General features: G+C 68.7%; 24 protein-coding genes. 11 read left to right on the forward strand and 13 right to left on the reverse strand.

The features are described 5' to 3' along the window. Window positions 1–3: 3 nt before the first annotated feature. Together H5U26_RS06145 and H5U26_RS06150 are read right to left on the reverse strand one after the other, a co-directional pair. Window positions 4–930, reverse strand: coding sequence for a VOC family protein (locus tag H5U26_RS06145; protein ID WP_290617698.1), 927 nt, complete (start codon window positions 928–930; stop codon window positions 4–6). A gap of 298 nt (window positions 931–1228) precedes the next feature. Then, window positions 1229–2194 carry a dihydrodipicolinate synthase family protein gene (locus tag H5U26_RS06150; RefSeq protein WP_290617700.1) on the reverse strand — a complete coding sequence of 322 codons (966 nt, stop codon included), beginning with the start codon at window positions 2192–2194 and terminating at the stop codon, window positions 1229–1231. A 181-nt stretch (window positions 2195–2375) separates the two neighbouring features. On the opposite strand from H5U26_RS06150, the gene H5U26_RS06155 reads away from it, so the two are divergent. The 3 genes from H5U26_RS06155 (at window position 2376) to H5U26_RS06165 (ending at window position 4176) form a co-directional block, all read left to right on the forward strand. After that, a complete protein-coding gene (locus H5U26_RS06155; protein ID WP_290617702.1) occupies window positions 2376–3128 on the forward strand; it encodes a TerC family protein in 753 nt (250 codons plus the stop codon). Then, window positions 3125–3550, forward strand: coding sequence for a universal stress protein (locus H5U26_RS06160; RefSeq protein ID WP_290617703.1), 426 nt, complete (start codon window positions 3125–3127; stop codon window positions 3548–3550). Before H5U26_RS06155 ends, H5U26_RS06160 begins: the two co-directional genes overlap by 4 nt. Before the next feature lie 62 nt (window positions 3551–3612). Further along, a complete protein-coding gene (locus H5U26_RS06165) occupies window positions 3613–4176 on the forward strand; it encodes a Uma2 family endonuclease (protein WP_290617705.1) in 564 nt (187 codons plus the stop codon). Window positions 4177–4184: 8 nt separating this feature from the next. On the opposite strand, the gene H5U26_RS06170 is transcribed toward H5U26_RS06165, so the two are convergent. Then, window positions 4185–5585: an FAD-binding oxidoreductase gene (locus H5U26_RS06170; RefSeq protein ID WP_290617707.1), complete on the reverse strand. Its 1401-nt coding sequence runs from the start codon at window positions 5583–5585 to the stop codon at window positions 4185–4187. After that, entirely contained in the window at window positions 5582–6763 is a 1182-nt protein-coding gene (locus H5U26_RS06175; RefSeq protein WP_290617712.1) for a (Fe-S)-binding protein, read from the reverse strand. The genes H5U26_RS06170 and H5U26_RS06175 overlap by 4 nt, the downstream gene beginning before the upstream one ends. 131 nt (window positions 6764–6894) lie before the next feature. On the opposite strand from H5U26_RS06175, the gene H5U26_RS06180 reads away from it, so the two are divergent. Beyond that, a complete protein-coding gene (locus H5U26_RS06180) occupies window positions 6895–8214 on the forward strand; it encodes a UDP-glucose/GDP-mannose dehydrogenase family protein (RefSeq protein ID WP_290617714.1) in 1320 nt (439 codons plus the stop codon). 105 nt (window positions 8215–8319) lie between these two features. Here the strand turns inward: H5U26_RS06180 and argE are convergent, their stop codons facing one another. The 3 genes from argE to H5U26_RS06195 all read right to left on the reverse strand — a co-directional run bounded on the left by argE (window position 8320) and on the right by H5U26_RS06195 (window position 12138). Further along, window positions 8320–9468 carry an acetylornithine deacetylase gene (argE, locus tag H5U26_RS06185; protein WP_290617716.1) on the reverse strand — a complete coding sequence of 383 codons (1149 nt, stop codon included), beginning with the start codon at window positions 9466–9468 and terminating at the stop codon, window positions 8320–8322. 1 nt (window position 9469) lies between these two features. Beyond that, window positions 9470–10714: a CoA transferase gene (locus H5U26_RS06190; protein WP_290617719.1), complete on the reverse strand. Its 1245-nt coding sequence runs from the start codon at window positions 10712–10714 to the stop codon at window positions 9470–9472. Between the two features lie 176 nt (window positions 10715–10890). Then, window positions 10891–12138, reverse strand: a complete 1248-nt coding sequence (locus tag H5U26_RS06195; RefSeq protein ID WP_290617721.1) for a DUF1329 domain-containing protein — start codon at window positions 12136–12138, stop codon at window positions 10891–10893. A gap of 551 nt (window positions 12139–12689) precedes the next feature. On the opposite strand from H5U26_RS06195, the gene H5U26_RS06200 reads away from it, so the two are divergent. Next, entirely contained in the window at window positions 12690–13259 is a 570-nt protein-coding gene (locus H5U26_RS06200) for a hypothetical protein (protein WP_290617723.1), read from the forward strand. Window positions 13260–13325: 66 nt separating this feature from the next. On the opposite strand, the gene H5U26_RS06205 is transcribed toward H5U26_RS06200, so the two are convergent. From H5U26_RS06205 to H5U26_RS06215, 3 genes are read right to left on the reverse strand one after another with little or no spacing between them, the layout of a single operon-like run. Next, window positions 13326–13937, reverse strand: coding sequence for a nucleotidyltransferase family protein (locus tag H5U26_RS06205; protein ID WP_290617725.1), 612 nt, complete (start codon window positions 13935–13937; stop codon window positions 13326–13328). Further along, entirely contained in the window at window positions 13934–14938 is a 1005-nt protein-coding gene (locus tag H5U26_RS06210) for an XdhC family protein (RefSeq protein WP_290617727.1), read from the reverse strand. The genes H5U26_RS06205 and H5U26_RS06210 overlap by 4 nt, the downstream gene beginning before the upstream one ends. 33 nt (window positions 14939–14971) lie before the next feature. Then, complete coding sequence (locus tag H5U26_RS06215) at window positions 14972–15571, reverse strand: class I SAM-dependent methyltransferase (RefSeq protein ID WP_290617730.1); 600 nt, start codon at window positions 15569–15571, stop codon at window positions 14972–14974. A gap of 140 nt (window positions 15572–15711) precedes the next feature. Between H5U26_RS06215 and H5U26_RS06220 the strand changes: the two genes are divergently transcribed. Both H5U26_RS06220 and H5U26_RS06225 read left to right on the forward strand, forming a co-directional pair. Continuing rightward, window positions 15712–17751, forward strand: coding sequence for a carbon starvation CstA family protein (locus tag H5U26_RS06220; protein WP_290617732.1), 2040 nt, complete (start codon window positions 15712–15714; stop codon window positions 17749–17751). Beyond that, window positions 17748–17924: a YbdD/YjiX family protein gene (locus H5U26_RS06225; protein WP_290617734.1), complete on the forward strand. Its 177-nt coding sequence runs from the start codon at window positions 17748–17750 to the stop codon at window positions 17922–17924. Before H5U26_RS06220 ends, H5U26_RS06225 begins: the two co-directional genes overlap by 4 nt. Window positions 17925–17944: 20 nt before the next feature. On the opposite strand, the gene H5U26_RS06230 is transcribed toward H5U26_RS06225, so the two are convergent. Beyond that, window positions 17945–18679, reverse strand: a complete 735-nt coding sequence (locus H5U26_RS06230; protein ID WP_290617736.1) for a DnaJ domain-containing protein — start codon at window positions 18677–18679, stop codon at window positions 17945–17947. 214 nt (window positions 18680–18893) lie between these two features. Here H5U26_RS06230 and H5U26_RS06235 point away from each other — a divergent pair, with 214 nt between their 5' ends. Beyond that, complete coding sequence (locus tag H5U26_RS06235) at window positions 18894–20144, forward strand: DEAD/DEAH box helicase (protein WP_290617738.1); 1251 nt, start codon at window positions 18894–18896, stop codon at window positions 20142–20144. 67 nt (window positions 20145–20211) lie between these two features. Here the strand turns inward: H5U26_RS06235 and H5U26_RS06240 are convergent, their stop codons facing one another. Continuing rightward, complete coding sequence (locus H5U26_RS06240; protein WP_068806686.1) at window positions 20212–20727, reverse strand: aromatic-ring-hydroxylating dioxygenase subunit beta; 516 nt, start codon at window positions 20725–20727, stop codon at window positions 20212–20214. 11 nt (window positions 20728–20738) lie between these two features. Beyond that, a complete protein-coding gene (locus H5U26_RS06245) occupies window positions 20739–22034 on the reverse strand; it encodes an aromatic ring-hydroxylating dioxygenase subunit alpha (protein WP_290617741.1) in 1296 nt (431 codons plus the stop codon). Between the two features lie 206 nt (window positions 22035–22240). On the opposite strand from H5U26_RS06245, the gene H5U26_RS06250 reads away from it, so the two are divergent. From H5U26_RS06250 to H5U26_RS06260, 3 genes are read left to right on the forward strand one after another with little or no spacing between them, the layout of a single operon-like run. Continuing rightward, entirely contained in the window at window positions 22241–23008 is a 768-nt protein-coding gene (locus H5U26_RS06250; protein WP_290617743.1) for an HpcH/HpaI aldolase/citrate lyase family protein, read from the forward strand. A 35-nt stretch (window positions 23009–23043) separates the two neighbouring features. Then, window positions 23044–24246, forward strand: coding sequence for a 3-oxoadipyl-CoA thiolase (locus tag H5U26_RS06255; protein WP_290617745.1), 1203 nt, complete (start codon window positions 23044–23046; stop codon window positions 24244–24246). Next, on the forward strand, window positions 24246–25469 hold the full coding sequence (locus tag H5U26_RS06260; protein WP_290617751.1) for a CaiB/BaiF CoA-transferase family protein: 1224 nt from the start codon (window positions 24246–24248) through the stop codon (window positions 25467–25469). The genes H5U26_RS06255 and H5U26_RS06260 overlap by 1 nt, the downstream gene beginning before the upstream one ends. The last annotated feature ends 44 nt before the right edge of the window (window positions 25470–25513 follow it).

Raw genomic sequence — 25513 nt, forward strand, 5'->3', positions numbered from 1 at the left:
GCCTCAGGTCACTTCCGCGAAAAAGCTCTCCGGCACCACGCTTTCGTAATAGAAGGCGCCGCGCGGAAACTCCTGCGCCTGCCAGACGATGGGCGGGATCAGGCCCGGCACGCCTCCGGCCTGGTAGGCGCCGTTGTAGACCTCGTTGCGGTTGCCGGCCGGGTCGAAGAAATAGATGGTCGTCACGCCGGATACGCCGTGGCGGGTGGGGCCGTATTCCATCAACGTGGTGCCGGCCTCCTTCATGATGTCGACGGCGTCGATGACGTCGCTGCGGCTTTCCAGGCCGAAGGCGATGTGGTGCAGGTGGCCGTTCGGGCCGGGGGCGATGGCCAGGTCGTGCATGGTGTGGCCGCAGGTCGTGAAGGCCGCGATCACGCTGCCGTCCGGGGCCACCACCTGCTCGGACAGGTTGAAATCGAGCACCTCGATCAGGAACTGCGCCGTGGCGGCCGGCCGCTCACCGGCCAGCAGCAGGTGATCCAGATGCGTCACCCGCGCGCCCGGCTTGCCGTGTGGCGGCACCGGGTTGGGATTGCGCATGCCGGTGGCGTAGCCGATCTTGTCCAGGTGATGCAGCAGGCGCATTTCCTGGCCCGAGGGCAACGTGAAGGCGATCGCCGCGCCGGCTCCCAGCACCTCACCGGCCGGCACATCGCGCACCGCAATGCCGCGCGCCCGCACGGCCGCCTGCGCCTCGGCGAGGTCTTCCACCTCGCCCACCTTGAAGGCCACATGATCGATGCCGGCGTGCAGCGCCTCGGTCAGGATCAGGCAGTGGTGATCCTGGTTGTCGGCCGCCTGAAGATAAACACGGCCATGCGCATCGCGACCGGTCTCGCGCAGGCCGACCACCTCGACGTAATGGCGTCGGGCCGCATCCAGATCCGTCACGTACAGGCTGATATAGCCGATGCGGCTGACCGCCATGGGGATTCTCCTGCCGGGCTGATTTTTCGGTGACCGCCCGGTGGGCAGTCAAAGAAGCACGGCAGGCATAGTGCAGGGGCAGCGCGGCGCAGGCTTGCCGCGGGTCAAGATCGCGTCACGTGGCCGGCTGGCACGGTCCGCGGGTGAGAATGGCGCAAGTGCGCTGGCGGATGGCCAATTGCCGATTCGCCAGGGCGTGGGACCGAAACGCCGACCGGATTCCAGCCATGCGGACGATCCGCAGCCGGGCCAGGAACGACGAAGGCGCCGGGGTCAAGGCCCCGGCGCCGTGCCGATTTCAGACCAAGCCCAGCGCCTCGATGCGTCCGACCAGCCGTTCCCGATCGGCCGGCGGCAGGTGCTGCACCGGCGGTTTCATCGGGCCAGCCTTCAGGCCCAGCGTCTCACACCAGATCTTGATCACCGACATCAGCGAGGCATACGACGCGGTGCGGATCAGCGGGTTCATGAACTCGTCCTCGTACAGATGCCAGATCGGGCGCAGGCTTTTCCACTCCGTGTAGGCGCCCTCCCAGTCGCCGGCGCGCGCCTTGTCCACGTACGAGCGCAGCACCGAGCGCTTGCGGCCGTAGATGATGTAAGAGAACTCGGCAAACAGCACCTGGCCACCCTCGCGCAGGTCGTCGAGGTAAAAGTGCTCGGTCGGATCCGAAACGATGAAATCGTCGCGCAGCTCGCGCCGCAGCAGTAGCGATTCGGCCCGGTTCAGGTTGCCCTGCTTGGTGCAGACCACGGTGTCGATGTCGACCAGACGCTTTAGCAGTTCGAGGCCCATCACCTTGCCCGACACCGGCGTGCGGTACAGGCAGATGGCCAGATCGCTGCGGTCGGTGACGTACTTGAAGAAGTTGTAGATCTCGTCGTCGCCGCGTAGCTGGGTCATCGGGTTCATCAGCTCGGCGCCCGAGAAGCCGAGCTTCTCGACGTGCCTGAGCTTGTCCACGCAGACCTCGGCGCAGGGGTCGAGGATGATGGTCCACAGGTCCGTGCGGCCCTTGACCGCGTCGGCGGTGATCTCGTGCAGGCGATACCACCACTCCGGGCGCATGTTCCAGGTTTCGTTGGCAAAGCCGCCGACGACCAGGCCGTTGACGCCCCAGTCGATGTAGGCCTCGATGTTCTCGCGGATGCCGGCTTCGTCGAGCTGGAAATCCTGGGTCAGCGGGGTGATCGGCGCGGCATAGAAGTCGCGCACGCGGGCCTTGGCCCAGGATTTCGCTTCGCGGCGGGTAAATTCGGGCATGTCGGTCTCCTCCTGGTTTTTGGAAGCTTTGCAGCGGGCCGGTCCACAGGGCTCGGGCCTCCGGACGCGGCGACCTGCTCAGGCGTGGCTCTGTGCGAGCCCCACGGCTTGAGCGGGAAGTCCCACGATACTCCGCTGGTGCGCCGGTTAGAATGCGCGGCCTTCCCCAACGGCCCTGCCCATGCACGACCTACCCTCCGGTGCCGCGTTCTGGATCGCCCTGCTGCAGATCATCGGTATCGATATCGTGCTGTCGGGCGACAACGCGGTGGTGATCGCGCTGGCTTCGCGCGGCCTGCCGCCGGCGCAGCGCCGTCGGGCGGTGCTGCTGGGCACGGGCGCCGCCATCGCCATGCGCGTCGTGTTGGCACTGGTGGCCGCGGCCTTGATGAGCTACCCGGGCCTGAAGCTGGCCGGCGGGGCCTTGCTGCTGTGGATCGGCATCAGCCTGCTGCGCCCACAGGGTGGCGAGGGCGGCCACGACGGTCCCACCAGCACGACGCTGGCCGGCGCCGTACGCACCATTCTGGTCGCCGACGTTGCCATGAGCCTCGACAATGTCGTCGGCATTGCCGCCGCCGCCAAGGGCAGCGCCGTGCTGCTGATCCTGGGCCTGGCGATCAGCATCCCGCTGATCGTCTTCAGCAGTGCCGTGCTGCTGCGGCTGATGGACCGTTTCCCGGTCATCATCGTCATCGGCGCTGCCCTGCTTGGCTATGTGGCGGCCGAGATGATGGTCACCGACAGCCTGATACGCGACTGGCTGACGGCCACCGTGCCGTATGTGCACCGGGTGGCGCCGGTGCTGGGCGCCTTGCTGGTGGTGATCGTTGGCAAATGGCTGGCGGCGCGCCTGCCGGCGCCCGCGCACGAGGTACCACTCGCCGAGCCGGCCGGTGAACCGGTCGCCACACACAAGGAGCGCGAGCAATGAAAATCCTGCTGCCCGTCGATGGCTCCGAACACGCCCTGCGAGCCGCCCGCCACGTGGCGGCCATGGGCGAATATCTGGCCGGGCCGCCGACCGTGCTGCTGCTGAACGTGCAGCCGCCGGTGGCGTCCGGGCTGGTGCGGCGTTTTCTGAGTCAGGAAGCGCTGGACGGCTACTACCGCGACGAAGCCCGTAACGCGCTGGAGCCGGTCGAGGCGGTTCTGGCGGCAAGCGGCGTGAGGGCCGAATCGCACGTGGTGGTGGGCGACATTGCTGCCACCATCGCCGAGTTCGCCGCCAGCCACGGCTGCGATCAGATCGTGATGGGCACGCGCGGCCTGGGCGGGGTCAAGGGTGCCCTGTTGGGCTCGGTGGCCAGTGAGGTACTGCACCTCGCCGACCGGCCGGTGTTGCTGGTCAAGTAGCAGATTGACCCGGCACCGCTGGTCTGCCTACGCTTGCGGCGCAGTCTTCGGGTAGCCGCGCCATGCCTGTTTCCTTGCCGCCAGTTCGCCACCGTCACAGCGTCAGCGAGTTCCTGCGCATGGCGCAGGCCGGCGTATTGGCCGAAGACGATCGGGTCGAGTTGATCGACGGAGACCTGATCGATATGAGGCCCATCGGTAGCCGCCATGCTGGCGCGGTTTCTCGTCTGACGAGCTTGTTTGGCGCAGGGGTGGGTGCGGAGGCGATCGTTTCCGTGCAAAACCCGGTTCAGCTCGACCGCTACTCGCAGCCCCAGCCGGACCTTGCCCTGCTGCGACCGCGTGCGGATTTCTATGCGGAAAGTCACCCGCAGCCGGCCGACGTGTTGCTGATCGTGGAGGTGGCCGAGGCCAGCCTCGACTACGACCGCGACGTCAAGGTGCCGCTCTATGCTCGCCACGGCGTTGCCGAGGTGTGGCTGCTTGACGTGGCGGGGCGCTGCCTGACGGTGTATCGCTCACCGGGGCCGGACGGCTACGGCCAGCAGCGGTGCGTCCAGAATGCGGAGTCGATCTCGCCGGTCCTGCTGCCGACGGTGGTGGTTGATCTCGCCGGGCTGTTGTAGGCGCGACCCTATCGGCCGCCCAGCCCCAGATTGCCGGGGGCCAGCACGCCGGCCGGGTCGAGCGCGGCCTTGATGCGCGTGAGCGTGCGGTGGTATTCGGTCAGCTTGCTGACCTGATCGGCCCACAGCTTGCCGCTCTTGTAAGGCACGCAGCCGACCGCCATCAGGTCACCGGTGCAGCCGGCCACCACCTGCCGCACGTCCGGCCACTGGCGCTGCTCGTCGTAAAAGGTCAGCACTGCGCCATGCAGGCCGCGCCGGCACAGCACGGTGGCGCTGGCCCAGGTGAACTGCGGGTGTTGCTCGCGCCAGGCCTGCGCCTGATCCAGGAAGGCCGGCAGGGTTTCCGTCGCGAACGATGCCATGACCATCGCGCAGCGCGACGTGGCGAAGTAGCCGGCGTAGGAGTACCAGTACAGCTCGTCCCGGCGCAGATCGCGAAAGTACACCTCGTCGAAGCGCGGTTGCGGCCGGCCGCCGTAGTGGCTGGCCAGCGTTTCGATGCGTGCGCGGTCGCGCCGGACGGCGTCGGCATCACCGCCGTAGTCCAGGCCCAGCACGAAACGCGGCAATGAGGCCGGATCGAGTGCCGGATCGGCGCCCAACAAGCGTCCACGCACCGCTGCCGCATCGTAGCCGGCGCCGTACCAGACGTTATCCAGCAGCGCCTTGCGCTGCAGTTCGCCCACGAAAGCGGCCGCGCTCGGGTAGTCGGCAAAGCCCAGACACGCCGTTTCGCGGTGCGCCGGCAGCGGGTGCAGCCACAGGGCGATCTTGGTGATGACGCCCAGCGTGCCGTCGGCGCCAATGAAAAGACCCGTCAAATCGGGTCCGATGGCATAGCGCTGAAAAAACCCGGCGCCGTGCGCGGCGGCGCTGCCGGTGCGCATGAAGCTGCCATCGGCGAGCGCCACCTCGAGGCCCGCTACCTGATCGCCCATGCTCTGGAAGCGCGGCGAGCCGGTGCCCAGCGCATGCGCGCTGACCGCGCCGCCGACGGTGGCGGCGGCGCCGGTGGACGGCACGATGCCGATGGTCTGGCCGAACGGTTCCAGCGCCGCCAGCAGCGCGCCGAAGGTGACGCCCGGTTCCAACACCACCACACCCTTGACGGTGTCGATGTCCAGAATCCGCCCCAGGCCGGACAGGTCCAGCACCAGCCCGCCGGCGTGCGGGTTGACGCCGCCGGCGTACATGGAGCCGGCGCCGCGGCTGTACACCGGCACGCCCAGGCGGCTGGCGGCCGCCAGCACGCGTCCGACGGTGGGCGCATCCGGCGGTCGCACCACCAAATCCGGCCGGCCGGGGATGACGATGGAGCTGTCGCGGCTATAGGCCAGCGTGTCGACTGGCTCCTGCCACGCCAGGCCTGGCGGCAGCAGGGCAGTGATCTGGTCCTGCCAGCTCATGCGTCGGGCCCGGCGACGGCGAAGTGGGCGGCGATGAACTCGCAGATGCCGTACACCGGCAGCCGCGCGCCGGCACTGCCGGCCAGGTGTCCGGCGCACAAGGGATTGGCGCTGATGAGTGCTTCGGCGCCCAAGTGGTCGGCGCTGGCGATGCATGCGCCGGCCATGCGCTGGGCCGACGCCGGCTGTAGTTGCGCCATACCACCGGCGGCGCCGCAGCAGATGGCAAACCAGGGCGCCGCGGCCGGCTGCGTGATCTGGCAGCCGAGCACGGCCAACACCTCCCGCAGCAGGCGCGGGGCGTCCACATCGCCCAGGCCGTGGTGGGGTTTGGACAGGTGGCAGCTGTCCTGAACCGCGACCACGACGGGTGGCGGTGCGTCAGCGCGTGGCGCGACTGCCAGGCGGCCATCGTGCAGGGCCGCGTGCAGCAGTTGCAGCACGGACTCGGCCGGGCGGTCACGGGCGCGCAGCTGCGCGAGGCATTCGCCGCCCAGCATGGCCAGCACCGGCCCAGCCGGCACGCCGGCGGCCAGTGCTTCGCCCTGGTGATCCGCCTCGTGCACAAAGCCGAGCGCCGCCAGTGGCGCGCCACAGCAGGTTTCCCGTTGCGGCCAGCCGACGTCGAAGCCGATCACCGACAGCAGCTGCGCCGCCGCGCGCGCCTCGGCCGGATGGCGATGACTGGCCGCGCAGCCGGGCAACAGCCACAGCGTCGGCTGCGGATGTGGTGCAAGGCCAAGGCACCAGTCGGCGCCCTGGGCGGCCGGTGCGCCCCAGGGGTTTTGCCGCGCCAGCACGTCATCGCGCAGCTGCTGCGCGGCAGGCGGGGCAAGGCCGCGCTCGGCCAATTCCGCCCGCAATGCCTTGACCACCGCCGTCGGTGGCATGTCGATCGGGCACACGGCCTCGCAGTTGCCGCAGGTGGTGCAGGCGTAGGCGCGTTCGGCAACTGCGTGCAAGTCCAGCGCTTCGCCTTCCAGCAGCGCGCGGGCGGTGGCCAGATAGCCCTTGCCGGAATAGGACGCGGCTGGCGAGTGGCTGCGCAGGGTGGCGCATACGCCGTCGATGTCACGCTGCGGCCACACGGCCGATACACAGTAATTGCAGGTGGCGCAGTGATACAGCGCCCGCTCGTAGCGCCGCAGGCGAGCGAATGCGGTATCGGCGGTGGTCATGGCGGCTCCTGCCTGCGGGAGCGCTAATTTACCGCGGCCCGATGCCCCGGCGGTTGACTCCGCGGCGTACAGCGCGCATGCGATCATGCGCCCCGGCCCAGTGGCGGCCTGGCAAGGGAGATCTGGAACGCATGAATGTAGTGATGATTGGAACCGGCTACGTGGGCCTCGTATCGGGCGCGTGTTTTGCGGACTTCGGCGCCGACGTGGTGTGTGTCGATATCGATCCGGGCAAGATCGAGCGCCTGCGGCGGGGCGAGATTCCGATCTACGAACCGGGCCTGGACGAGCTGGTGGCCCGCAACGCCGACGCCGGGCGGCTGAGCTTCACCACCGACCTGGCGTCCGCGGTGCGCGAGGCCGATCTGGTGTTCATCGCCGTCGGGACGCCGAGCCGCCACGGCGACGGCCACGCGGACCTCAGCTACGTCTACGCCGCCGCACGCCAGGTGGCCGAGCATTTGACCGGCTACACGGTGATCGTGGACAAGTCCACGGTGCCGGTGGGCACTGCCCGTCAGGTCGGGCGCATCGTGCGCGAGGTCAACCCGCAGGCCGACTTCGACGTCGCCTCGAACCCGGAATTCCTGCGCGAGGGCGCCGCCATCGGCGACTTCATGCGCCCGGATCGGGTCGTGCTGGGCGTGGAGAGCCCGCGCGCCGAGGCGCTGCTGCGCGAGCTGTACCGGCCGCTGAACCTGATCGAGACGCCGATCGTGGTGACCGGTCTTGAGACTGCCGAACTGATCAAGTACGCCGCCAATGCGTTCCTGGCCACCAAGATCAGCTTCATCAACGAGCTGGCGCAGCTGTGCGAGCACTCCGGCGCGGACGTGCACGACGTGGCGCGCGGCATTGGCCTGGACGGTCGCATCGGGCGCAAGTTCCTGCATCCGGGGCCGGGGTATGGCGGCTCGTGCTTTCCCAAGGACACGCTGGCGCTGATCCGCATTGCGCAGGAAGCCGGCGCGCCGCTGCGCATCGTCGAGGCGGTGGTCGAGGTCAACGCCGCCCAGAAGGCGCGCATGGTGCTCAAGATTCGCCAGGCGCTGGGTGGCAGCGAGGCCGGCAAGACCATCGCCGTGCTCGGCCTGACCTTCAAGCCGAACACCGACGACATGCGCGAGGCGCCGGCGCTGGCCATCCTGCCGCCGTTGCTGGATCGCGGTGCCCACATCCGCGCCCACGATCCGAAGGGCATGGCCGAAGCGCGCAGCCTGCTGCCGGCGGCGGTCGAGTACTGCGATGATCCCTACAGCACCCTGGACGGTGCCGACGCGCTGGTGCTGCTGACCGAGTGGAACGAATACCGCGGCCTGGACCTGGACGAGGTCCAGGCGCGCATGACCGGGCGCGTGGTGGTGGATTTGCGCAATGTCTACGATCCGGCCCACATGACGGCGCGTGGCTTCGACTACCACTGCATCGGGCGGGTCGATCACGCCGCCTGAGGGACCGCTGTGGTATGCGGCGGCTCGCGCAGCGCAGGGGCGCGGGCGCTGAGAAATCCTGGAGGGATTTGACCAGTGCTTCTCATCAGGCGCGGCGGCGACCGTTCAAGTGCACAGGCGGGCGATTGCCCGCCGCAGCATGCGGACCGTCGGAGCCAGCCGGTCCAGCGCCAGGTATTCGTCCGGCTGGTGCGCCTGGGCGATGTCGCCGGGACCCAGGATGACCGTCTCGCTACCGAGCGCGTCGTAGTACGGGCCTTCGGTGCCGAAGGCCGCGGCGCCGGCAACGGCACCGCTCAGTTGCTCCGCAAGGCGCACGATGTGCGCGTCGGCCGCCGTGGCCAGCGGCGGCAGGCCGTCGAAGATGGCCTCGAATTCCACTGCAAGCCCGCGCGACTCGGCCACGGCCTGCACCCGCGCCCGCAGTTCAGCGCGCAGGTCGGGGATGGTCATGCCCGGCAGCGGGCGAAAATCCAGCGTCAGCTCGCACTCGCCGCAGATGCGATTCGGGTTGTCGCCGCCGTGGATGTGGCCGAGGTTCAGGGTGGGCACCGGCACGCTGAAGGCCGGATCGTGATGGCGGGCTTGCAGTTCGTCGCGCCAGGCGAGCAGGGTGCCGATCACCGCGTGCATGCCTTCGAGTGCGCTGTTGCCCAGCGCCGGATCGCTGCTGTGGCCGGCGCGGCCGACCAGGCGGATGCGCTCGTCGAAGATGCCCTTGTGCTGGCGAATGGGTTTAAGACCCGTCGGTTCGCCGATGATGCAGTGCAGACCCAGGCGCCGCCCGGCGGCGGCGAGGCTGCGCGCGCCCAGCATGCCGCTCTCTTCGTCGGCGGTGGCCAGCAGCACCAGGGGACGCTTGAGATCGCCGGCGCGCAGATCGCGCACGGCTTCGATGGCAAGTGCCAGAAACGCCTTCATGTCGGCGGTGCCGAGGCCGTACAGGCGCTCGTCGGCTTCGCGCAGGGTGAAGGGGTCGCGCTGCCACAGCGCCGGATCGCAGGGCACGGTGTCGGTGTGCCCGGCCAGGATCAGGCCGTCGTCGCCCTGGCCCAGCGTCGCGATCAGGTTGGCCTTGGCCGGGTCGGTGTGCAGGTCCTGGATTTCGATGTGAAAGCCGAGATCCTCGAGCCAGCCGGCGAGCAGGTCGATGACCGCCCGGTTGCCGTGGTTCAGGTCGGCCTCGAAGCTGCTGACCGATGGCGTGGCCACCAGCTGGGCGATCAGGTCCAGCAGCTTCGGCGGCATGGGCATGTCAGATGATCTTGTTGGCCTTCAGCTGGGCCAATTCCGCCTCGGTCAGGCCCAGTTCGACACCGAGTACTTCGCCGTTGTGCTCGCCCAGCAGCGGCGCTGCCCGACGCACGCCGCCGGGCGTGCGCGAGTGCTTGGTGGCGACGCCGTAGTGGGTGATGGGGCCGTGCACGGCGTGCTCGGCTTTCACGATCATGTCGCGGGCGTGGTAGTGGGGGAACTCGACGATGTCGCCGAAGTCCATGACCCGCGCGGCGACCAGATCGGCGGCCTCCAGCGTGGCCTCGGCCTGGTCGGCGGTCTGCGTGGCCACCCAGGCGGCGACTTCAAGATCGATGAACTCGGCATTGGCGACGCGGGCGTTCCAGTCCGCGCAGCGCGGGTCGCTGGCCAGTTCCGGCTGGCCCATGACGCCGCACAGCGCCTGCCATTGCTTGTCGAACGGCGCGAACAGACACAGCCAGTGGCCGTCCGAGGTCTTGTACGTGTTCATGGGCGCGCCACCGCCGATGGCGTTGCCCGAGCGCTGCCAGATGGTGTCGCATTCGGCCGCCGCCATGATGCCGTAGGAGGTGGCATACAGCTGCGAGTCGGTCAGGCAGGCGTCGACCCACTGGCCCTCGCCGGTGCGCTCGCGATGATGCAGCGCTGCCAGCGTGCCGATGGCCGCCTGCCAGCCGGCCATGTCGTCGGCGATCACGGTGCCGGCGCGCAACGGCCGGCCGTCGGGCTCGCCGGTCACGCTCATCAGGCCGCCCATGGCCTGCCCGACCGGGTCGAAGCCGCGCTTGTGCGACAGCGGGCCGTACTGGCCAAAGCCGGAGATCGAGGTGTAGATGATGTCCGGCTTCACGGCGCGGATGGCCTGGTAGCCCAGCCCCCAGGCGTCCATGGTGCCGGGCGAGAAGTTCTCGATCAGGATGTCGGCCCGGGCCGCCAGGCGGCGGAACAGTTCCTGGCCTTCGGGTTTTCGAAAATCCAGCGTCACGCAGCGCTTGCCGCGGTTCAGGCTGTTGTAGACCACGGACGATTCGCCGTCGCGCTGGCCCTTGATGAAGGGCGGCACGAAGCGGTTCGGATCACCGCTGCCGGGTAGTTCGCACTTGATGGATTCGGCACCGAGGTCCGACAGGATCATGCCGCACACCGGACCGGAGGCGTAGTTGGTGGCCTCGAGCACCCGCAGGCCGGTCAGCGGGCCCTGGGTGTCGGGGCGGGCGTTGGCGAAGAACTCGGCCTTGTCCACTCGCTCTCCTCATTGTTGATGTGGTGAGCGCGAACCTTAGCACTGGCGACGGGCGGCCGGCAGTCGCCGCCGTCGGGCATAAAAAAACGCCCACAGGCTGGTCGGCCTGTGGGCGCTCGCAAGAACCTTATGGGTCCGCTGCGTTCGAGGGTGCGCTGGCCGCGCCAGCGCTGCGATCAGTTGATCAGGCGCGGAATGGCGTCCGGCGTGAAGTCCGCCGACTTGGCGTCTTCGAAGTTGTGCCGGCCCTTTGGGTCGGCAAACACGATCGTGGCGTGCAGGCGCTGCAGGTCATAGACCGGCACGTACGACACGGTTTGCGCCATGGAGCCGTCATCGCGCTTGGTCGGCCGGTAGTTGCAGTTCTCGATGCGCCACAGCTCGTTCTTCTTGTCGTAGAACTCCTGCCAGTGCAGCATCGGCGCGTGCAGTTCGGCATCGTAGTACTGCACCTTGCGACTGAGCAGGTGGCCCGGGCCAGGCTTGCCTTCGACCATGTAGACCTCACGCGGCTCCCAGTCGTCCAGGATGTTCCAGTACGGGGCCTTGGTGGCGTCGATCATCGGGAAGCGCTGGTCGCCAGCGGCGGGCACCTCTATCTTGGAATGGGCCGAGCCCAGGATCCAGCGCTTGCCCAGCAGCTTCCATTCCTGGTACCAGGACGGGTCCAGGCTCATGCCGAAGGACTCGTCGTTCAGCAGGTCGGTGGAGGACAGCGGATCGGACCAGGCATTGCTGGACAGACGCCGCACGCGGCGCACGCTGCGCACGTAGGCGTACACGTCCGGCAGGCGGGCGTCGGTGTACTGAATGGTCAGCACGCCCAGGCCGCGCGAGTCGTTGGGGTATTTGTTGAGCACCACCTCGTACTTGGCGATCTCACCCTTGGGATCCTTCAGCGCCGGGTTCAGGGCGCCGTCGGCCAGGTAGCGGGCGAAACGCCAGTGCTGTTCGCGCTCGAAGCCCTTCTGCCCGTTGATCAGCGCGAAGTACATGGGGTTGTAGTCCACCACGTCGGCGTACCAGGGGCCGCGCATGAAGTTGTAGGCCAGCTTGATGCCGTCGGCCGGGTTGTTGGCGTCGATGGTGGCAAACGGCATGCCGGTGACGAAGTTCTGCAGGCGCTTCTTGTCGTCCAGGCTGGCCTTGCCGGCGTTTTCCTTGGTGGCGGCGACCAGACGGGGATCGACCTGTATCTGCTGGCTCGACTGCAGGCGCATCTGCAGGCCAAGCTCGCGGATCATCTTTTCCTGCGTCGGCAGGATCAGGTCGGCCAGGGGCTTTCCTTCGAAGGTCTGCGCCTTGAGCTGGTCGATGTTGGCGGCGTTGAGCACGGTGCCTGGGGCAATGTCCTGCGCCTGCGCGCCGGATACCAGCCCGAGCAGCGCCAGAGCGCCCAAGGTTTGAGTGGGTTTCGTGAACATGGTCTTCCTTGTCCTGTGGAGTGATGCCGACGGGTGCTGCCGGCGGTAGACGGAACGAACGGACGGGGTGACGGATGTGATGGCAGACCTCCAGTTGCGTTTGCCCAAGGGCACAGGCACAGCGCGCGCCACCGGACCGTGGGGCTGCGTTGGGCATGACACCTGGATCAAGATGGGGTGAGGCAGGCACGCGGCTGACCGAACGGTCACCTGCGAGCCATTAGGATACCGCGGACCGGCGGCCCGCCCAAGCGCTTGCGTTCGGACCTGCAATCCCTTCGCACGGCGGAGTTACCCGCCTGACAGCCCGGTGCAAGCCGGTGCAAGACTGCAAGTCATGCCCTGTGGCGGGGCATGGGGTGAGGCGCGGACAAGGGCTGACGGCATTCTGGCGGCCCGGTGCCACTGTAATTAGGCTGTCGTAAACGGCGTAGATAGTGCAATTTCTTTGATATGGGCCGCTCGCGCCAATGGCAATCAGGAAGTTGGCACAAAAAGTGTTTGGTACTACGTAAGCGCTACTGCAACAAGGTGCTTGGGTGGATCGTTCCATGACCGTCACGGATGGCGGTTTCGACGGGTTTTATGAGGATATGCGCATGAACATCAAGTCACTTGCTCTTGGAGCAGCCCTGGGGCTTGGCGCGGCAGGGGCCGCCCATGCCGCAACTTTCACGGCTTTTGACTTGCAGCCGACATCTACCGTTAGTTTGTTTTCGCCCGAGACTTTCAGCCTTGAATACGACACGACCGGGTGGGCATCGATAGACAGCGCCACGTTGTACCTGACGCTCGGCGATGATCGCGATCGTTTGCCGGAAGCGGCAGTCAGCTACGTCTCTGGAAACGGGTCGGCTTCGGTTTTCCTGACCACGCCTATTTCTACGTTCACCGGGTACAGCCTGGGTTCGGTGTTGGACTTGGTCGCCTTGGGTGGGACCAGCCTGACAGGTACTGTGTTCGGCGTAGGCGATTTCCTCTATGGCGGCGCGACGTTGGTTCTTGAATACACGCCGGAATTCACGCCGATCCCGGAAGCCTCCGAGCTGTGGATGCTGGCCGCCGGTCTGCTGGCGGTCGGCGGCATCGCCGTCAAGCGCAGGTCCCTCGGGCAAGTTTGAGCGGTGACCGCCGATCCCCGCTCTGAGGCGCGTCAGGGCGGAGGGTCGTGTCCGCATTCCGTGGCGTCAGGGTGTTTGCGACGGTCCGCCATGTTGCTTTCCTGGCTGGCGCTGTGACATCTGTTCAAGGTCTGTGACCGTGTCAACGTCGGTGACCACGCCGGCATCGTCGATGGGAATTTCCAGCACGGCATTGACGCTGCTGCGCAGAATGTCGCGCGCGCCGCGGTCCTGAGTCAGTTCCCGAAGCCGCGGCACGAAGCGGGCGGCAAAGCCCACCGGGTGGCCGCGCCGACCCTGATGGCAGGGCACGGCGATGGCGGCACCGTCAGCGAGCGCGGCGATGATGCGCTCGATCGTGTGCGGGGCGACGGCCGGCATGTCGCCCAGCGCTACCAATACATCGCAATCCAGAGGCACCTGCCGGGCGCCGCAGGCCAGGCTGTGGCCCATGCCGGCCGTAGCCTGATCGCAGACCACCACGTGAGCTCCGGCCTGCGCGAGCACGACGGCAAGGTCCTCGTCGCCAGGGCGCACCACCGCAATGATTTCGGTCACGGCCGGGCGCAGGGCTGACACGGCGTGCAGGACCAGCGGCCTGCCGTGCAGTGGCGCCAGCAGCTTGTTGCCACCGAAGCGCGAGCCGGCACCCGCGGCCAGCAGGATGCCTATCGTCACGCGGCGCCGACGGCCTTGCGGCTGGCGCGGTCGACCAGTCGGGCCTGCGCGCCGGCCAGCGCGCCGTTGCGGGCGCCGATCAGCTCGGCCGCGATGGCGACTGCGATCTCCATCGGCGCGTGCGAGCCGATCGGCAGGCCGATGGGCGCGTGCAGGCGGGCAATGGCCGCCTCCGGCAGGTCCAGTTGCCGCAGGCGTTCGAGGCGTTTTTCCGTGGTCCGCTGCGAGCCGAGCGCGCCGACGTAGAAGGCCGGCGATTCGAGCGCCTGCATCAGCGCCAGGTCGTCCACGCGCGGGTCGTGCGTGAGGGTGATGACGGCCGAGCGTTCGTCGGTGACGCGGGTGCGGATTACCTCGTCCGGCATGCCGCTGAGCAGTTCCGTGCCCGGCACGTCCCAGGCGGCGGCGTAGTCCGAGCGCGGATCGCAGACCACGACGTGGTAGTCGAGCGCCTGTGCGAGCTGGGCGATGCAGCGCGACAGTTCGGCGGCGCCGATGATGATCAGCTGCCACTGCGGCCCGAACACCTTGCGCAGCAGGTCGTCCCGCAGGGTGCAGGCGGCGGTGTGCGGGCCGGCCGGCAACAGGCGGCTGGCGCCGTTGGCAAGATTCAGTTCGCGGGTGATGGCGCGGCGCTGTTCGAGCGCCGCAAGGACCTCGGCCAGATCGCCGGCCTGCGTTATCGGCTCGCATACCAGCTCCAGCGTGCCGCCACAGGGCAGGCCGAAGCGCTCGCCTTCCTCGCGACTGAGGCCGTAGATCAGCCGTTCGGGACCGCTGCGGGCAACCTGTCCGCCGCGCAGCTTGGCGACCAGGTCGTCCTCCACGCAGCCGCCGGACACCGAGCCCATCAGCTGGCCGGCGGCGCCGACTGCCAGCAGCGAGCCCACCGGCCGTGGCGACGAACCCCAGGTGTGCGTGACGGTGACCAGATGCGTCCGCGCGCCGGCGCGGACCCAGTCCAGCAGGGCGCGGATGACGTTCAGATCGCTGCTGTCCATGCCTGTTGGTTGCGGTTCAGGGGTGCCGGGTGGTCATTTTACGTCGCTGCCGGCCGGTAGCCTTCGCGCCACGGCACGGGCCAGAGCGAAGCGGCTATCGGCTTGCGCGCCGGGAAACAGGCCTTCCTGGTAATGCACGATGTCGAGTTGCCACAGCAGGTGCCGCAGCTCGCCGGGGCGCAGGCGAAAGTGTGGCGAGGCTGGCCCGGCCACCGGCTGCGGCCAGCGCAGGTGCTGCTCGAACAGCAGCCAGCCGCTGGGTTTCAGGGCGTCCGTGAACTGCGCGACCAGATCCCGGTTCACGAAGTGGATGTTCACGATCAGGTCGTAATGGGCCTCGGGCAGGCGCCAGTCGGCCAGGTCGGCGCAGCGCCAGTCGACCGTTACGCCGCGTCGCCGTGCTTCCTCGCCGGCGCGGGCGAGCGCGGTGGGTGCAATGTCGATCGCCTCGACGTCGAAACCGGCCTCGGCCAGCGCGATGGCCGTGGCGCCCAGGCCGCAGGCGACGTCGAGTGCCCGCCCGCGCGGCAGGCGCGCCAGCCAGTCCATCACAAACGACGACGGCGTGGATGCGTAGGCGGCGTCGCCAGTCCGGTAACGGGCTTCCCAGCGGTCGGTATCGGACTGGCTCATGGCAGGCATCCGGGCGGCGTGTGCCAAGCATAGTGCACGCGGTCCGAGTGCCGTCGCCGCGGCGTTTTCTGGCGTCCAGCAGTTAGCATTGGCGTTCGGACGCCTCTCGGCGAACCGCTACTGATGCGAGGGGGATGTGCATGAAATCGTTGGCCAGGGCTGCGTTCTGGATTGCCGCAATCGCCCTGGGCGCAGCGGCGTTCGGTGGTATCGCGACGGCCCGCGGCGAACCGATTAATGCCTGGTGGCTGATCGCTGCCGCGGTGTGCGTGTATGCCATTGGCTATCGTGTCTACGGCGCCTGGGTGGCGACGCGGGTGCTGCTGGTGGATGGCCGGCCGACGCCGGCGGTGCGCATCGATGACGGCCGCGACTTCGTACCCACCAACCGCTGGGTGGTGTTTGGGCATCACTTCGCCGCCATCGCCGGTCCCGGCCCGCTGGTCGGGCCGACGCTGGCGGCGCAGTTCGGTTACCTGCCGGGCACGCTGTGGATATTGATCGGCGCCGTGCTCGGCGGCTGCATCCAGGACATGGTGATCCTGTTCTGCTCGACCCGCCGCGATGGGCGCAGCCTCGGCCAGATGGCGCGCGACGAGCTGGGCCCGGTCGGCGGCGGCGCGGCGCTGGTCGGCACGCTGATGATCCTGGTGATCCTGATCTCGGTGCTCGGCCTGGTGATCGTGAACGCCATGAAGCACAGCCCCTGGGCCACGGCGACGGTGGCGGCCACCATTCCGATCGCGGTGCTGGTCGGCGTCTACATGCGCAGCATCCGCCCCGGCCGGGTGCTGGAGGGCAGCGCCATCGGCGTCGCGCTATTGCTGCTGGCGGTGTGGGGCGGCGGCTGGGTGGATCACCACCCGCTGCTGCGGACCTGGTTCGATCACGGGCCGCTGCCGATCGCCTACGCCATCATGGTCTACGGCTTCCTGGCGGCGGTGCTGCCGGTGTGGCTGTTGCTGGCGCCGCGCGATTACCTGTCGACCTTCATGAAGCTGGGCACGGTGGCGCTGCTGGCGGTGGCCATCATCTGGCTCAATCCGGTGCTGCACATGCCGGCGCTGACGCAGTTCGTGGACGGCAGCGGGCCGATCTTTGCCGGCAAGGTGTTCCCGTTCGTGTTCATCACCATCGCCTGCGGGGCGATTTCCGGCTTCCACGCCCTGGTCAGCTCCGGCACCACGCCCAAGCTGCTCACCGACGAGCGCGACATCCACATGATCGGCTACGGCAGCATGCTGCTGGAGTCCTTCGTGGCGCTGATGGCGCTGATCGCTGCCTGTGTGCTGGAGCCGGGGGTGTTCTTTGCCATCAACACCGCGCCCGGCGTGGTGGGGGAGGGGGCGCAGGCGGTGGCCACCATCTCGTCCTGGGGTTTTCCGGTGGCACTCGACCAGATGCAGGCCCTGGCCCGCGAGATGGGCGAGGCGACGCTGTTTGGCCGCACCGGCGGCGCGCCGTCGCTGGCGGTGGGCATGGCCAGCATTTTCGGCAGCGCCTTCGGGCAGGGGCTGCTGGCGGTCTGGTACCACTTCGCCATCATGTTCGAGGCGATCTTCATCCTGACCACGCTCGACGCCGGCACGCGCGTCGGGCGCTTCATGTTGCAGGACTTTCTGGGCAACTTCGTGCCGGCCCTGGGGCGTACCAGCTGGTATCCGTCGGTGCTGCTGTGCAGCGCCCTGGTGGTCGGCGCCTGGGGGTATTTTCTGTACATCGGCGTCATAGATCCGGCCGGCGGGGTCAACATTCTGTGGCCGCTGTTTGGCATTTCGAACCAGATCCTGGCCGCCATCGCCCTGTGCGTGGGCACCGCCATCCTGGTCAAGACCGGGCGCGAGCGCTATTTCTGGGTCACCGGCCTGCCGCTGGCCTGGCTGACGGCGGTCACCAGCACCGCCGCCTGGCACAAGGTGATGAGCGACGACCCGCGGCTGGGCTTTTTTGCCGGTGCGAACGACCTTGCCATGAAGCTCGCCGGCGGCCTGCTGCCGCCCGAGAAGGCTGCCGTGGCGCCGCAGCTGATCTTCAACCAGCGCCTGGACGGCTGGCTGACCGTGCTGTTCGTGGCCCTGCTGTGGCTGATCCTGGCCGATACGGGCCGGGTGTGCCTGCGCCATCTGCGCCGGTCGCGACAGGCGGCGTCGGCGGCAATGCCGGCACGGGGACAGGCATGAAGGCGCTGCGTGCTTTTTGGGCCTGGTTGCGGGCGGTGTCAGGCGACGATGCCTATGAGCGTTACCTGGCCCATCACGCGGCGGCGCATCCGGACCGCACGCCGCTTGGGCGGCGGGAGTTTTTCAGTCAGCGGCAGGCTGCGGCCTGGGCCAAGGTCAAGCGCTGCTGTTAGGAAGCCCGGTCGAGTTGAGTTCAGGCGCGGGTGGAGATCAGGCTGCCGACCGGCGCCGTCAGGGCCAGCGTCAGGAATTCCAGCCGCAGCAACCAGCCGCCGCGTGCCGCGGCCGGCTCGCTGCCCACAACGCGCGCCAGGGCGTCGAACAGGGGGGTCTTGAGTGCCAGTACGGTGTCGGAGGGCAGAGTTTCGCCGGTCGTCAGCTGCGCGCCGGCGGGCGAGAAATCCCGCAGTTGCGCCGGCCGTGGCGCGGTGGCGCCATGCAGGAAGTATTCGACCTGGGCCGCTACCGGCAGCCGCTCGAAGGCACGCCGCGTCGCGCTGAGTCGTCGCGCCGTGGGCGGCGGTGACAGCGGGCTGGCGCAGGCGCCGCAGCGTGGGGCGGGGCTGTTTGTCGCCGTGGCCGGATTTCGGGCGGCACAGAAGGGGCAGATGCCGGCGTTTTGATGGCGCCGGTCCGGTGCTGCGGGGCGCTCGGCCGGGACCGCGGGTGCCAGTCCTGACGGTTCCGGGCGCGTCGCGCGCCCATGACCGCGACCGAGCTGCGCGTCGTACTCGGCGCGCCGCGCCGGGTCCGATAGAACGGCATAGGCCCGGTTGATCAGCGCCGCCATGGCACCGTCGCCGCCCAGGTCCGGATGCAGGCGCAGTTTTTGCATTAGCGTGCGGTAGGCGGTGCGGATGACGGCCTCGTGCGCGTCCGGTTGCACCTGCAGGATGCGGTAATAGTTGCGTCGGTTGCTTCGCTGCATCGCAGGCGGCTTCGCGGTCTGATCGGGCGTTGCTAGGGTCCGGGCGTGCGGGTGTCCGAAGCATACAGCCTCCGATGCAGTACACTGCGCGCCATCGCTTGGCGCACTTCGGTCCGCGCCCTGTCTGCTGAAGCCCACTTTCGGGCCCGTCAATCCCCGCTTTGCCTGGACCGTCCGCAGGCTCGCCCTGCGCAGGCCCACATCAGGAATCCGTATGCCTTTTTCGACTCTCGGCCTGCGCGCCGAGCTGTGCCGTGCCGTGTCCGCGCAGGGCTATGACGCCCCGACACCCATTCAACAGCAAGCCATCCCGGTCATTCTGGCCGGCAAGGACGTGCTGGCCGCCGCCCAGACCGGCACCGGCAAGACCGCCGGTTTTTCGCTGCCGATGTTGCAGCGCCTGGCCGCCAGCGAGCAGCCGGCGCGGCCCAAATCGGTCCGTGCGCTGGTACTGACACCGACCCGTGAGCTGGCGGCCCAGGTTGGGCAGAACGTCAAGGATTACGGCAGCGGGCTGCGCCTGCGCAGCGCCGTGATTTTCGGCGGCGTTGGCATCAACCCGCAGACCAATGCCCTGGCGCGCGGTCTTGACGTGCTGGTGGCCACGCCCGGTCGCCTGCTGGATCACCTGCAGCAGGGCAACTGCGTTCTGGACCGGGTCGAAATCCTGGTACTGGACGAGGCCGACCGCATGCTGGACATGGGCTTCATCCGCGACATTCGGCGGATTCTTGCCCTGCTGCCGAAGCAGCGGCAGACGCTGTTGTTCTCGGCCACGTTCTCGAGCGACATCCGTTCGCTGGCGTCGCAGTTCCTGCACCAGCCGGTGGAAATCGACGTCTCGCCGCGCAACTCGACCGTCAGCCAGATCACGCAGGTGGCCTACGCCGTCGACAAGGGCCGCAAGCGCGAGCTGCTGTCCTGGCTTGTCGGCAGCAACAACTGGCAGCAGGTGCTGGTGTTTGCCCGCACCAAGCACGGCGCCAACCGCCTGGCCGAGCAGCTCGATTCGGACGGCCTTAAAAGCGCCGCCATTCACGGCAACAAGAGCCAGGGTGCCCGCACGCGGGCGCTGGAAGGCTTCAAGAACGGCGATGTGCGCGTGCTGGTGGCAACCGACATCGCCGCCCGCGGCATCGACATCGACCAGCTGCCGCTGGTGGTGAACCACGACCTGCCGGACGTGCCGCACGATTACGTGCACCGCATCGGCCGTACCGGCCGGGCCGGGCGCGATGGCCAGGCTATCTCGCTGGTGGCGCCGGACGAAATCGGCCTGTTGCGCAGCATCGAGCGGCTGGTCAATCAGCGCATCTCGCCGCAGGTGCTGCCCGGCTACGAGCCCTCGCCGCACGCGGCGCGGGCCGAGCCCGACGCCCGGCCTCCGCAGCGCGGTCGGCCGCCGCAAGGCGCCGGGCGCCGTCCGGGCCCTTCGCGCAGCGCCCCGCGCGGCGGGCGCGGCTGAGCGGTATTCAACCGGGACTGACATGGGCGGTCGTCACGCGACCGCCCATGTCAGCAACCGTCCCTTTCTACAGATACACGTTCAAATTCTTCGACAGCAGTACGCTCTGGTCGAGCAGGATGGTGCGCCGGGCAATCCGCAGTTCACCCTCGATCGTGCGCAGCAGGTCCTCGCGCTGGCCGACCAGCCAGGCTTCCTCACGCTCCAGGCGGTGCCGGTAGACGATGAAGTTCGACAGCGCGCGGATTTCGTTGCCGCTGGCGGGGAAGACTTCGACGTTGGTGATCAGGTGCCGGTAGCGGGTGCGCGGGTTCTCGGACCAGGCGGTACCGGTGTCCAGGCGCGAGGCACGCATGCGCAGGGACTCCAGCGTCTCCTTGTAAAAGTTCATGCGCTGCGGGTCGGGCGCCGTCTCGTCGCGGCGAAAGCGCGTCTCGCGGGTCGGCATCCAGTAGTGCAGGTCCTCGGTCAGCAGGCCGAACCAGCGTTCGTAGTCTTCCTGGTCCAGGTAGCGCGCCTCGGCGGCGTACAGGCGGTTCACGGCGAACCACAGGGCCTGGTCGTTGGAACTGTCGATGCTCATGGCGGGCCTCCTCAGCGCACGCGCGGGATGTCCCGCCACGATTGACCGGTCATGAAATCCAGCCAGCGCTGGTAGAAGGCGAGCTGGTTCACGTCGCTGTACATCGGGCGGCTGATGTTGCCCGGCAGGTCCGGGTCATCGCGGCGGCTGGTGCCCACGCGCAGGCCGTAGTGCAGGCGCTGGCGGCGGGTGACCACGCCCTCGTTGGCGCGGGTGGCGTTCTCCCAGTTCTCGCCGTCGTCCATCTCGAATACGCCGCTGGGCGAGAAGGTTTCCATGCAGGCGTCGCGCATGGCATTGCGGACCTCGTCCGGCATGTCGCGGTTGACGATGGTCCAGGCGCGCAGCTCGATGCGGCGCGGGCCCTTGGGGTGCCACACGCGCATGGTGCCGATGCCCGGCAGGTAGGAGAAATTCGGGAACACCGAGGCCGACACCACCGAGCCGAACAGGCGCGTGGCGCGCAGCTCGCCCAGGCGGCGCGCCATCTGGGCACGCTTTTGCTGGTAGTAGGCCATGATCACCGGCCGGCGCAGGCTCATGATGCCCAGCGTGCCCAGGCCGTCGGTGCCGCCTTCCCAGCCGTGGCCGTTGGCGTTGGCGTGAAACGAGTCCTGCTCCACCGGCATGAACTCCGGCACCGGTTTGCCGTAGGTCATGGCCTTGGCGCCGGAGTCGTGCGTCCAGGAGGCGTGCAGGGAATCGCCGATGAAGTTCTCGACGCCGAATTTCCAGTTGGCCTGAAAGTCGTTGCGCACGCAGCCGCCGATGAACTCGGTGCCCTCGTCGGTCTGGTCGAGCACGATGTCCAGGTACCAGCGGTAGTCGCCCAGGTAGTCCTCCAGCGACGGCGCGTCGGCGTCGAAGCAGGCGAACACCAGGCCCTTGTAGGTTTCCACGCGAGCGTTTTGCAGGCCCCACTGGGACTTGTCGATCCAGCCGGCGTAGTGGGCTTCCTCGTGCTGGCCCAGCAACGCGCCGTCGGTGCCGAACGACCAGCCGTGGTAGTTGCAGGTGAACTGGCGCGCGTTGCCGCCGTCGGCAAAGCAGATGCGGTTGCCGCGGTGGGTGCAGGAGTTGGTGAACACGCGGATGCGCCCGTCCGTGTGGCGGGCCACGATGACGCTGTCCTGGCCCATGTAGGTGGTCAGGAAATCGCCCGGCCGGGGCAGCTCGCTTTCGTGAGCCACAAACAGCCAGGCGCGGGCGAACACGCGCTCCAGTTCCTGCTCGTAGATGGCCTGGTCCCAGAAAATCCGCCGGTCGACCCAGCCCTCGCGGGTGTTGATCAGGCCAGTCACGTCCATGTGCCGCTCCTCGTGTGCGCTGCGTGTCGGGCGCTAGCCTAGGCGGAGCGCGGGTAGAGGTCAAACGATCGTTAGGGAAGGTGTGGCGGGCACGGCCGCCATTCGTTTGTGACAATGCACTTCTGGAGTCACTGCACGAGAGCGTCGCCCATGTCATCCCGTCCGCCCGAGGCTGTTAGTCCGTCAGCAACCGCCCGCGCCTGGCCATGAACGTCTCCGAAAATACCTTCAAGCGGGCGCTCGCCGCCGGCCGCCGCCAGCTTGGCGCCTTCCTGGCGCTGGGTGATGCGCACGCCGCGGAGTTGATGGCCAGCGCCGGTTTCGACTGGCTGCTGATCGACTGCGAGCACGGACCAAACGACCTGCCCTCGGTGCTGGCGCAGCTGCAGGCGCTGGCCGGTTATGCGGTGCAGGCGGTGCTGCGCCCGGCCGACCACGACGCGGCGCGCATCAAGCAGTACCTGGACCTTGGCGTGCAGAGCCTGCTGGCGCCGATGGTGGACAGCGCCGCGCAGGCGCAGGCGCTGGTGGCGGCCATGCGCTACCCGCCGCGCGGCATCCGCGGCGTGGGCGCCGGCATGGCGCGGGCGGCGCGCTGGGGTGGCGTCGCCGGCTATTACGCGCAGGCGGAAGCCGAGCTGTGCCTGGCGGTGCAGGTCGAGACCCTGGCCGGGCTCGACAATCTGGATGCCATTGCGGCAGTCGAGGGCGTGGACGGCGTATTCCTGGGGCCGGCGGATCTGGCCGCGGCGCTGGGGCATCTGGGCGAGCCGATGCACGCCGACGTGCGCGCGGTCGTCCAGCAGGCCCTGCCGCGCATCCGCGCCGCCGGCAAGGCGGCCGGCGTGTACTGCGCCGATCCGGACGTCGCGGCCGGCTATGCCGCGCTGGGCGCGAGCTTCTTCCTGGTCGCCGCGGACGCGATTTTGTTGCGCACGGCCGCGGCGGCGGCGCTGGGGCGGTTCGCGTCCTGAAATCGTTTTGCCTTTCATCTGACACGGGTTCGGTCATGCTCGACGCTTATATCTACGGCGGCCTGCGCTCGCCCTTTGGCCGCCACGGCGGCGCGCTGGCCAGGCTGCGGCCGGATGATCTGGCGGCGCAGGTGACGCGCGCGGTGGTGGACCGTTATGGACTGGCCGGTTCGCAGGTCGAGGATGTGCTGCTCGGCTGCACCTGCCAGGCCGGCGAGGATGCTCGCAATGTGGCCCGGCACGTGGTGCTGTTGTCCGGGCTGGGCGAAGCTGTGCCGGGGCAGACGGTCAATCGCCTGTGCGCGTCCGGCCTGGCGGCGGTGTTGGACGCAGCCCGCGCCATCAGCTGCGGCGAGGGCGAGCTGTATCTGGCCGGTGGCGTGGAGAGCATGAGCCGGGCGCCGTTCGTGGTCGGCAAGGCCGAGCAGGCCTTCAGCCGCGACTTCAGGGTGTTCGATTCGGCCATCGGCGCGCGCTTTCCCAATCCCCTGATCGGTGCCCAGTTCGGCGAGGACACGATGGCGCAGACGGCCGACAACGTGGCCCGCGAGTACGGCATCGGCCGCGAGGACAGCGACGCCTACGCGGCGCGCTCGCAGGCCCGTTACGCGCGGGCATTGGCCGAAGGCTTCTTTGCTGGCGAGATCACGCCGGTCGAAGTCTCCGGCGCCGGCAAGGCGCTGGCGAGCGTCGTGAGTGCAGACGAGCACCCGCGCCCGCAAAGCACCGCCGAGTCGCTGGCCAAGCTGCGGCCGCTCGAGGCCGGCGGCGTCACCACCGCCGGTAACGCGTCCGGCATCAACGACGGCGCGGCGGTGCTGCTGGTCGGCAGCCGGGCGCTGGGCGAGCGGCTGGGCATCGCGCCGCTGGCGCGCATCCTGGCCGGCGCCGCGGTGGGCGTGGCGCCGCGCCTGATGGGCATCGGCCCGGCGCTGGCCATCCCCAAGGCGGCGGCGCGGGCCGGCGTGCGGCTGGCCGACCTCGATGTCATCGAGATCAACGAGGCCTTCGCGGCGCAGGTGCTCGGCTGCCTGAAGCTGCTCGACCTGCCGTTCGACGAGGCGCGCGTGAATCCCAACGGCGGCGCCATCGCCATCGGCCACCCGCTGGGCGCCTCCGGCGCGCGGCTGGCGCTGACCGCGGCGCGCCAGCTGGTCGCCGGCGGCGGACGCTACGCGGCAGTGAGCCTGTGCATCGGCGTCGGGCAGGGCCTGGCCGTGATCCTGGAGCGCGCCTGATGGCCGGTCCGTTAAAAGGCCTGCGCGTGCTTGACCTGTCGCGGGTGCTGGCCGGGCCGTGGTGCAGCCAGATGCTGGCCGACATGGGCGCCGAGGTGATCAAGATCGAGCGTCCCGGCCGCGGCGACGACACCCGCTCCTGGGGACCGCCGTACGTGAAGGATCGCGACGGCCGGGACACGCCCGACGCGGCCTATTTCTTTGCCACCAACCGCGGCAAGAAATCGGTGACGGTGGACTTCACCCGGCCCGAGGGGCAGGCGCTGATCCGCGAACTGGCCGCCGTCAGCGACGTGCTGCTGGAGAACCTGAAGGTGGGCGACCTGGCCCGCTACGGTCTGGCTTATGAGGACCTATCCGCGGTCAACCCGCGCCTGGTGTACTGCTCGATCACCGGCTTCGGGCAGACCGGCCCGCTGGCCAGCCGTCCGGGCTACGACTTCATCATCCAGGCCATGGGCGGGCTGATGAGCGTCACCGGCGAGCGCGACGATCGCCCCGGCGGCGGGCCGCAAAAGCTCGGCATCGCCTACGCCGACCTGGCCACCGGCATGCACGCGGCCATCGCCGTGCTGGCGGCGCTGGTGCAGCGCGGCGTCAGCGGCCGCGGCCAGTATATCGACCTGGCGCTGCTGGATGTGCAGGTGGCCAGCATGGCCGTGATGGCCATGAATTACTTCATCGGCGGCCAGGTGCCGGGCCGCCATGGCAACGCCCACGCCAACATCGTGCCCTATGAGGTATTCCAGGCCGCCGACGGACCGCTGGTGCTGGCGGTCGGTAATGACGCGCAGTTCCGGCGCCTGTGCGAAGTGGCCGGCGTGCCGCAGCTGGGCGACGATGCGCGCTTCGCGAGCAACGCCGGCCGGGTGCGCAATCGGGTGGAACTGATCGCCCTGCTGCAGGAAATCATCGCCACTCGCCCGGCGCTGGCCTGGGAAGAAGCCCTGTGCGCCGTGGATGTGCCGGCCGGGCGCATCAACGACATGGCGCAGGTGTTCGAGCTGCCGCAGGTCAGGGCACGCGGCCTGCGCATCGAGCTGCCGCACCCGCTGGCCGGCCAGGTGCCGCTGGTCGGCAGTCCGTTTCATTTCTCGGACACGCCGGTGAGCTATCACCTGCCGCCGCCGCGCCTTGGCGAACACACCGACGAGGTGCTCGCCGGCCTGCTCGGCCGCAGCGCGGACGACATCGCGGCGCTGCGCGCCGCAGGGGTGCTGTGACACCGGCATAATCCTTGCCCGTCCGGGTCTTGCCCGGACGGCCC

Origin of the sequence: Immundisolibacter sp. (genome assembly GCF_014359565.1) — a bacterium.
Lineage (GTDB): Bacteria > Pseudomonadota > Gammaproteobacteria > Immundisolibacterales > Immundisolibacteraceae > Immundisolibacter.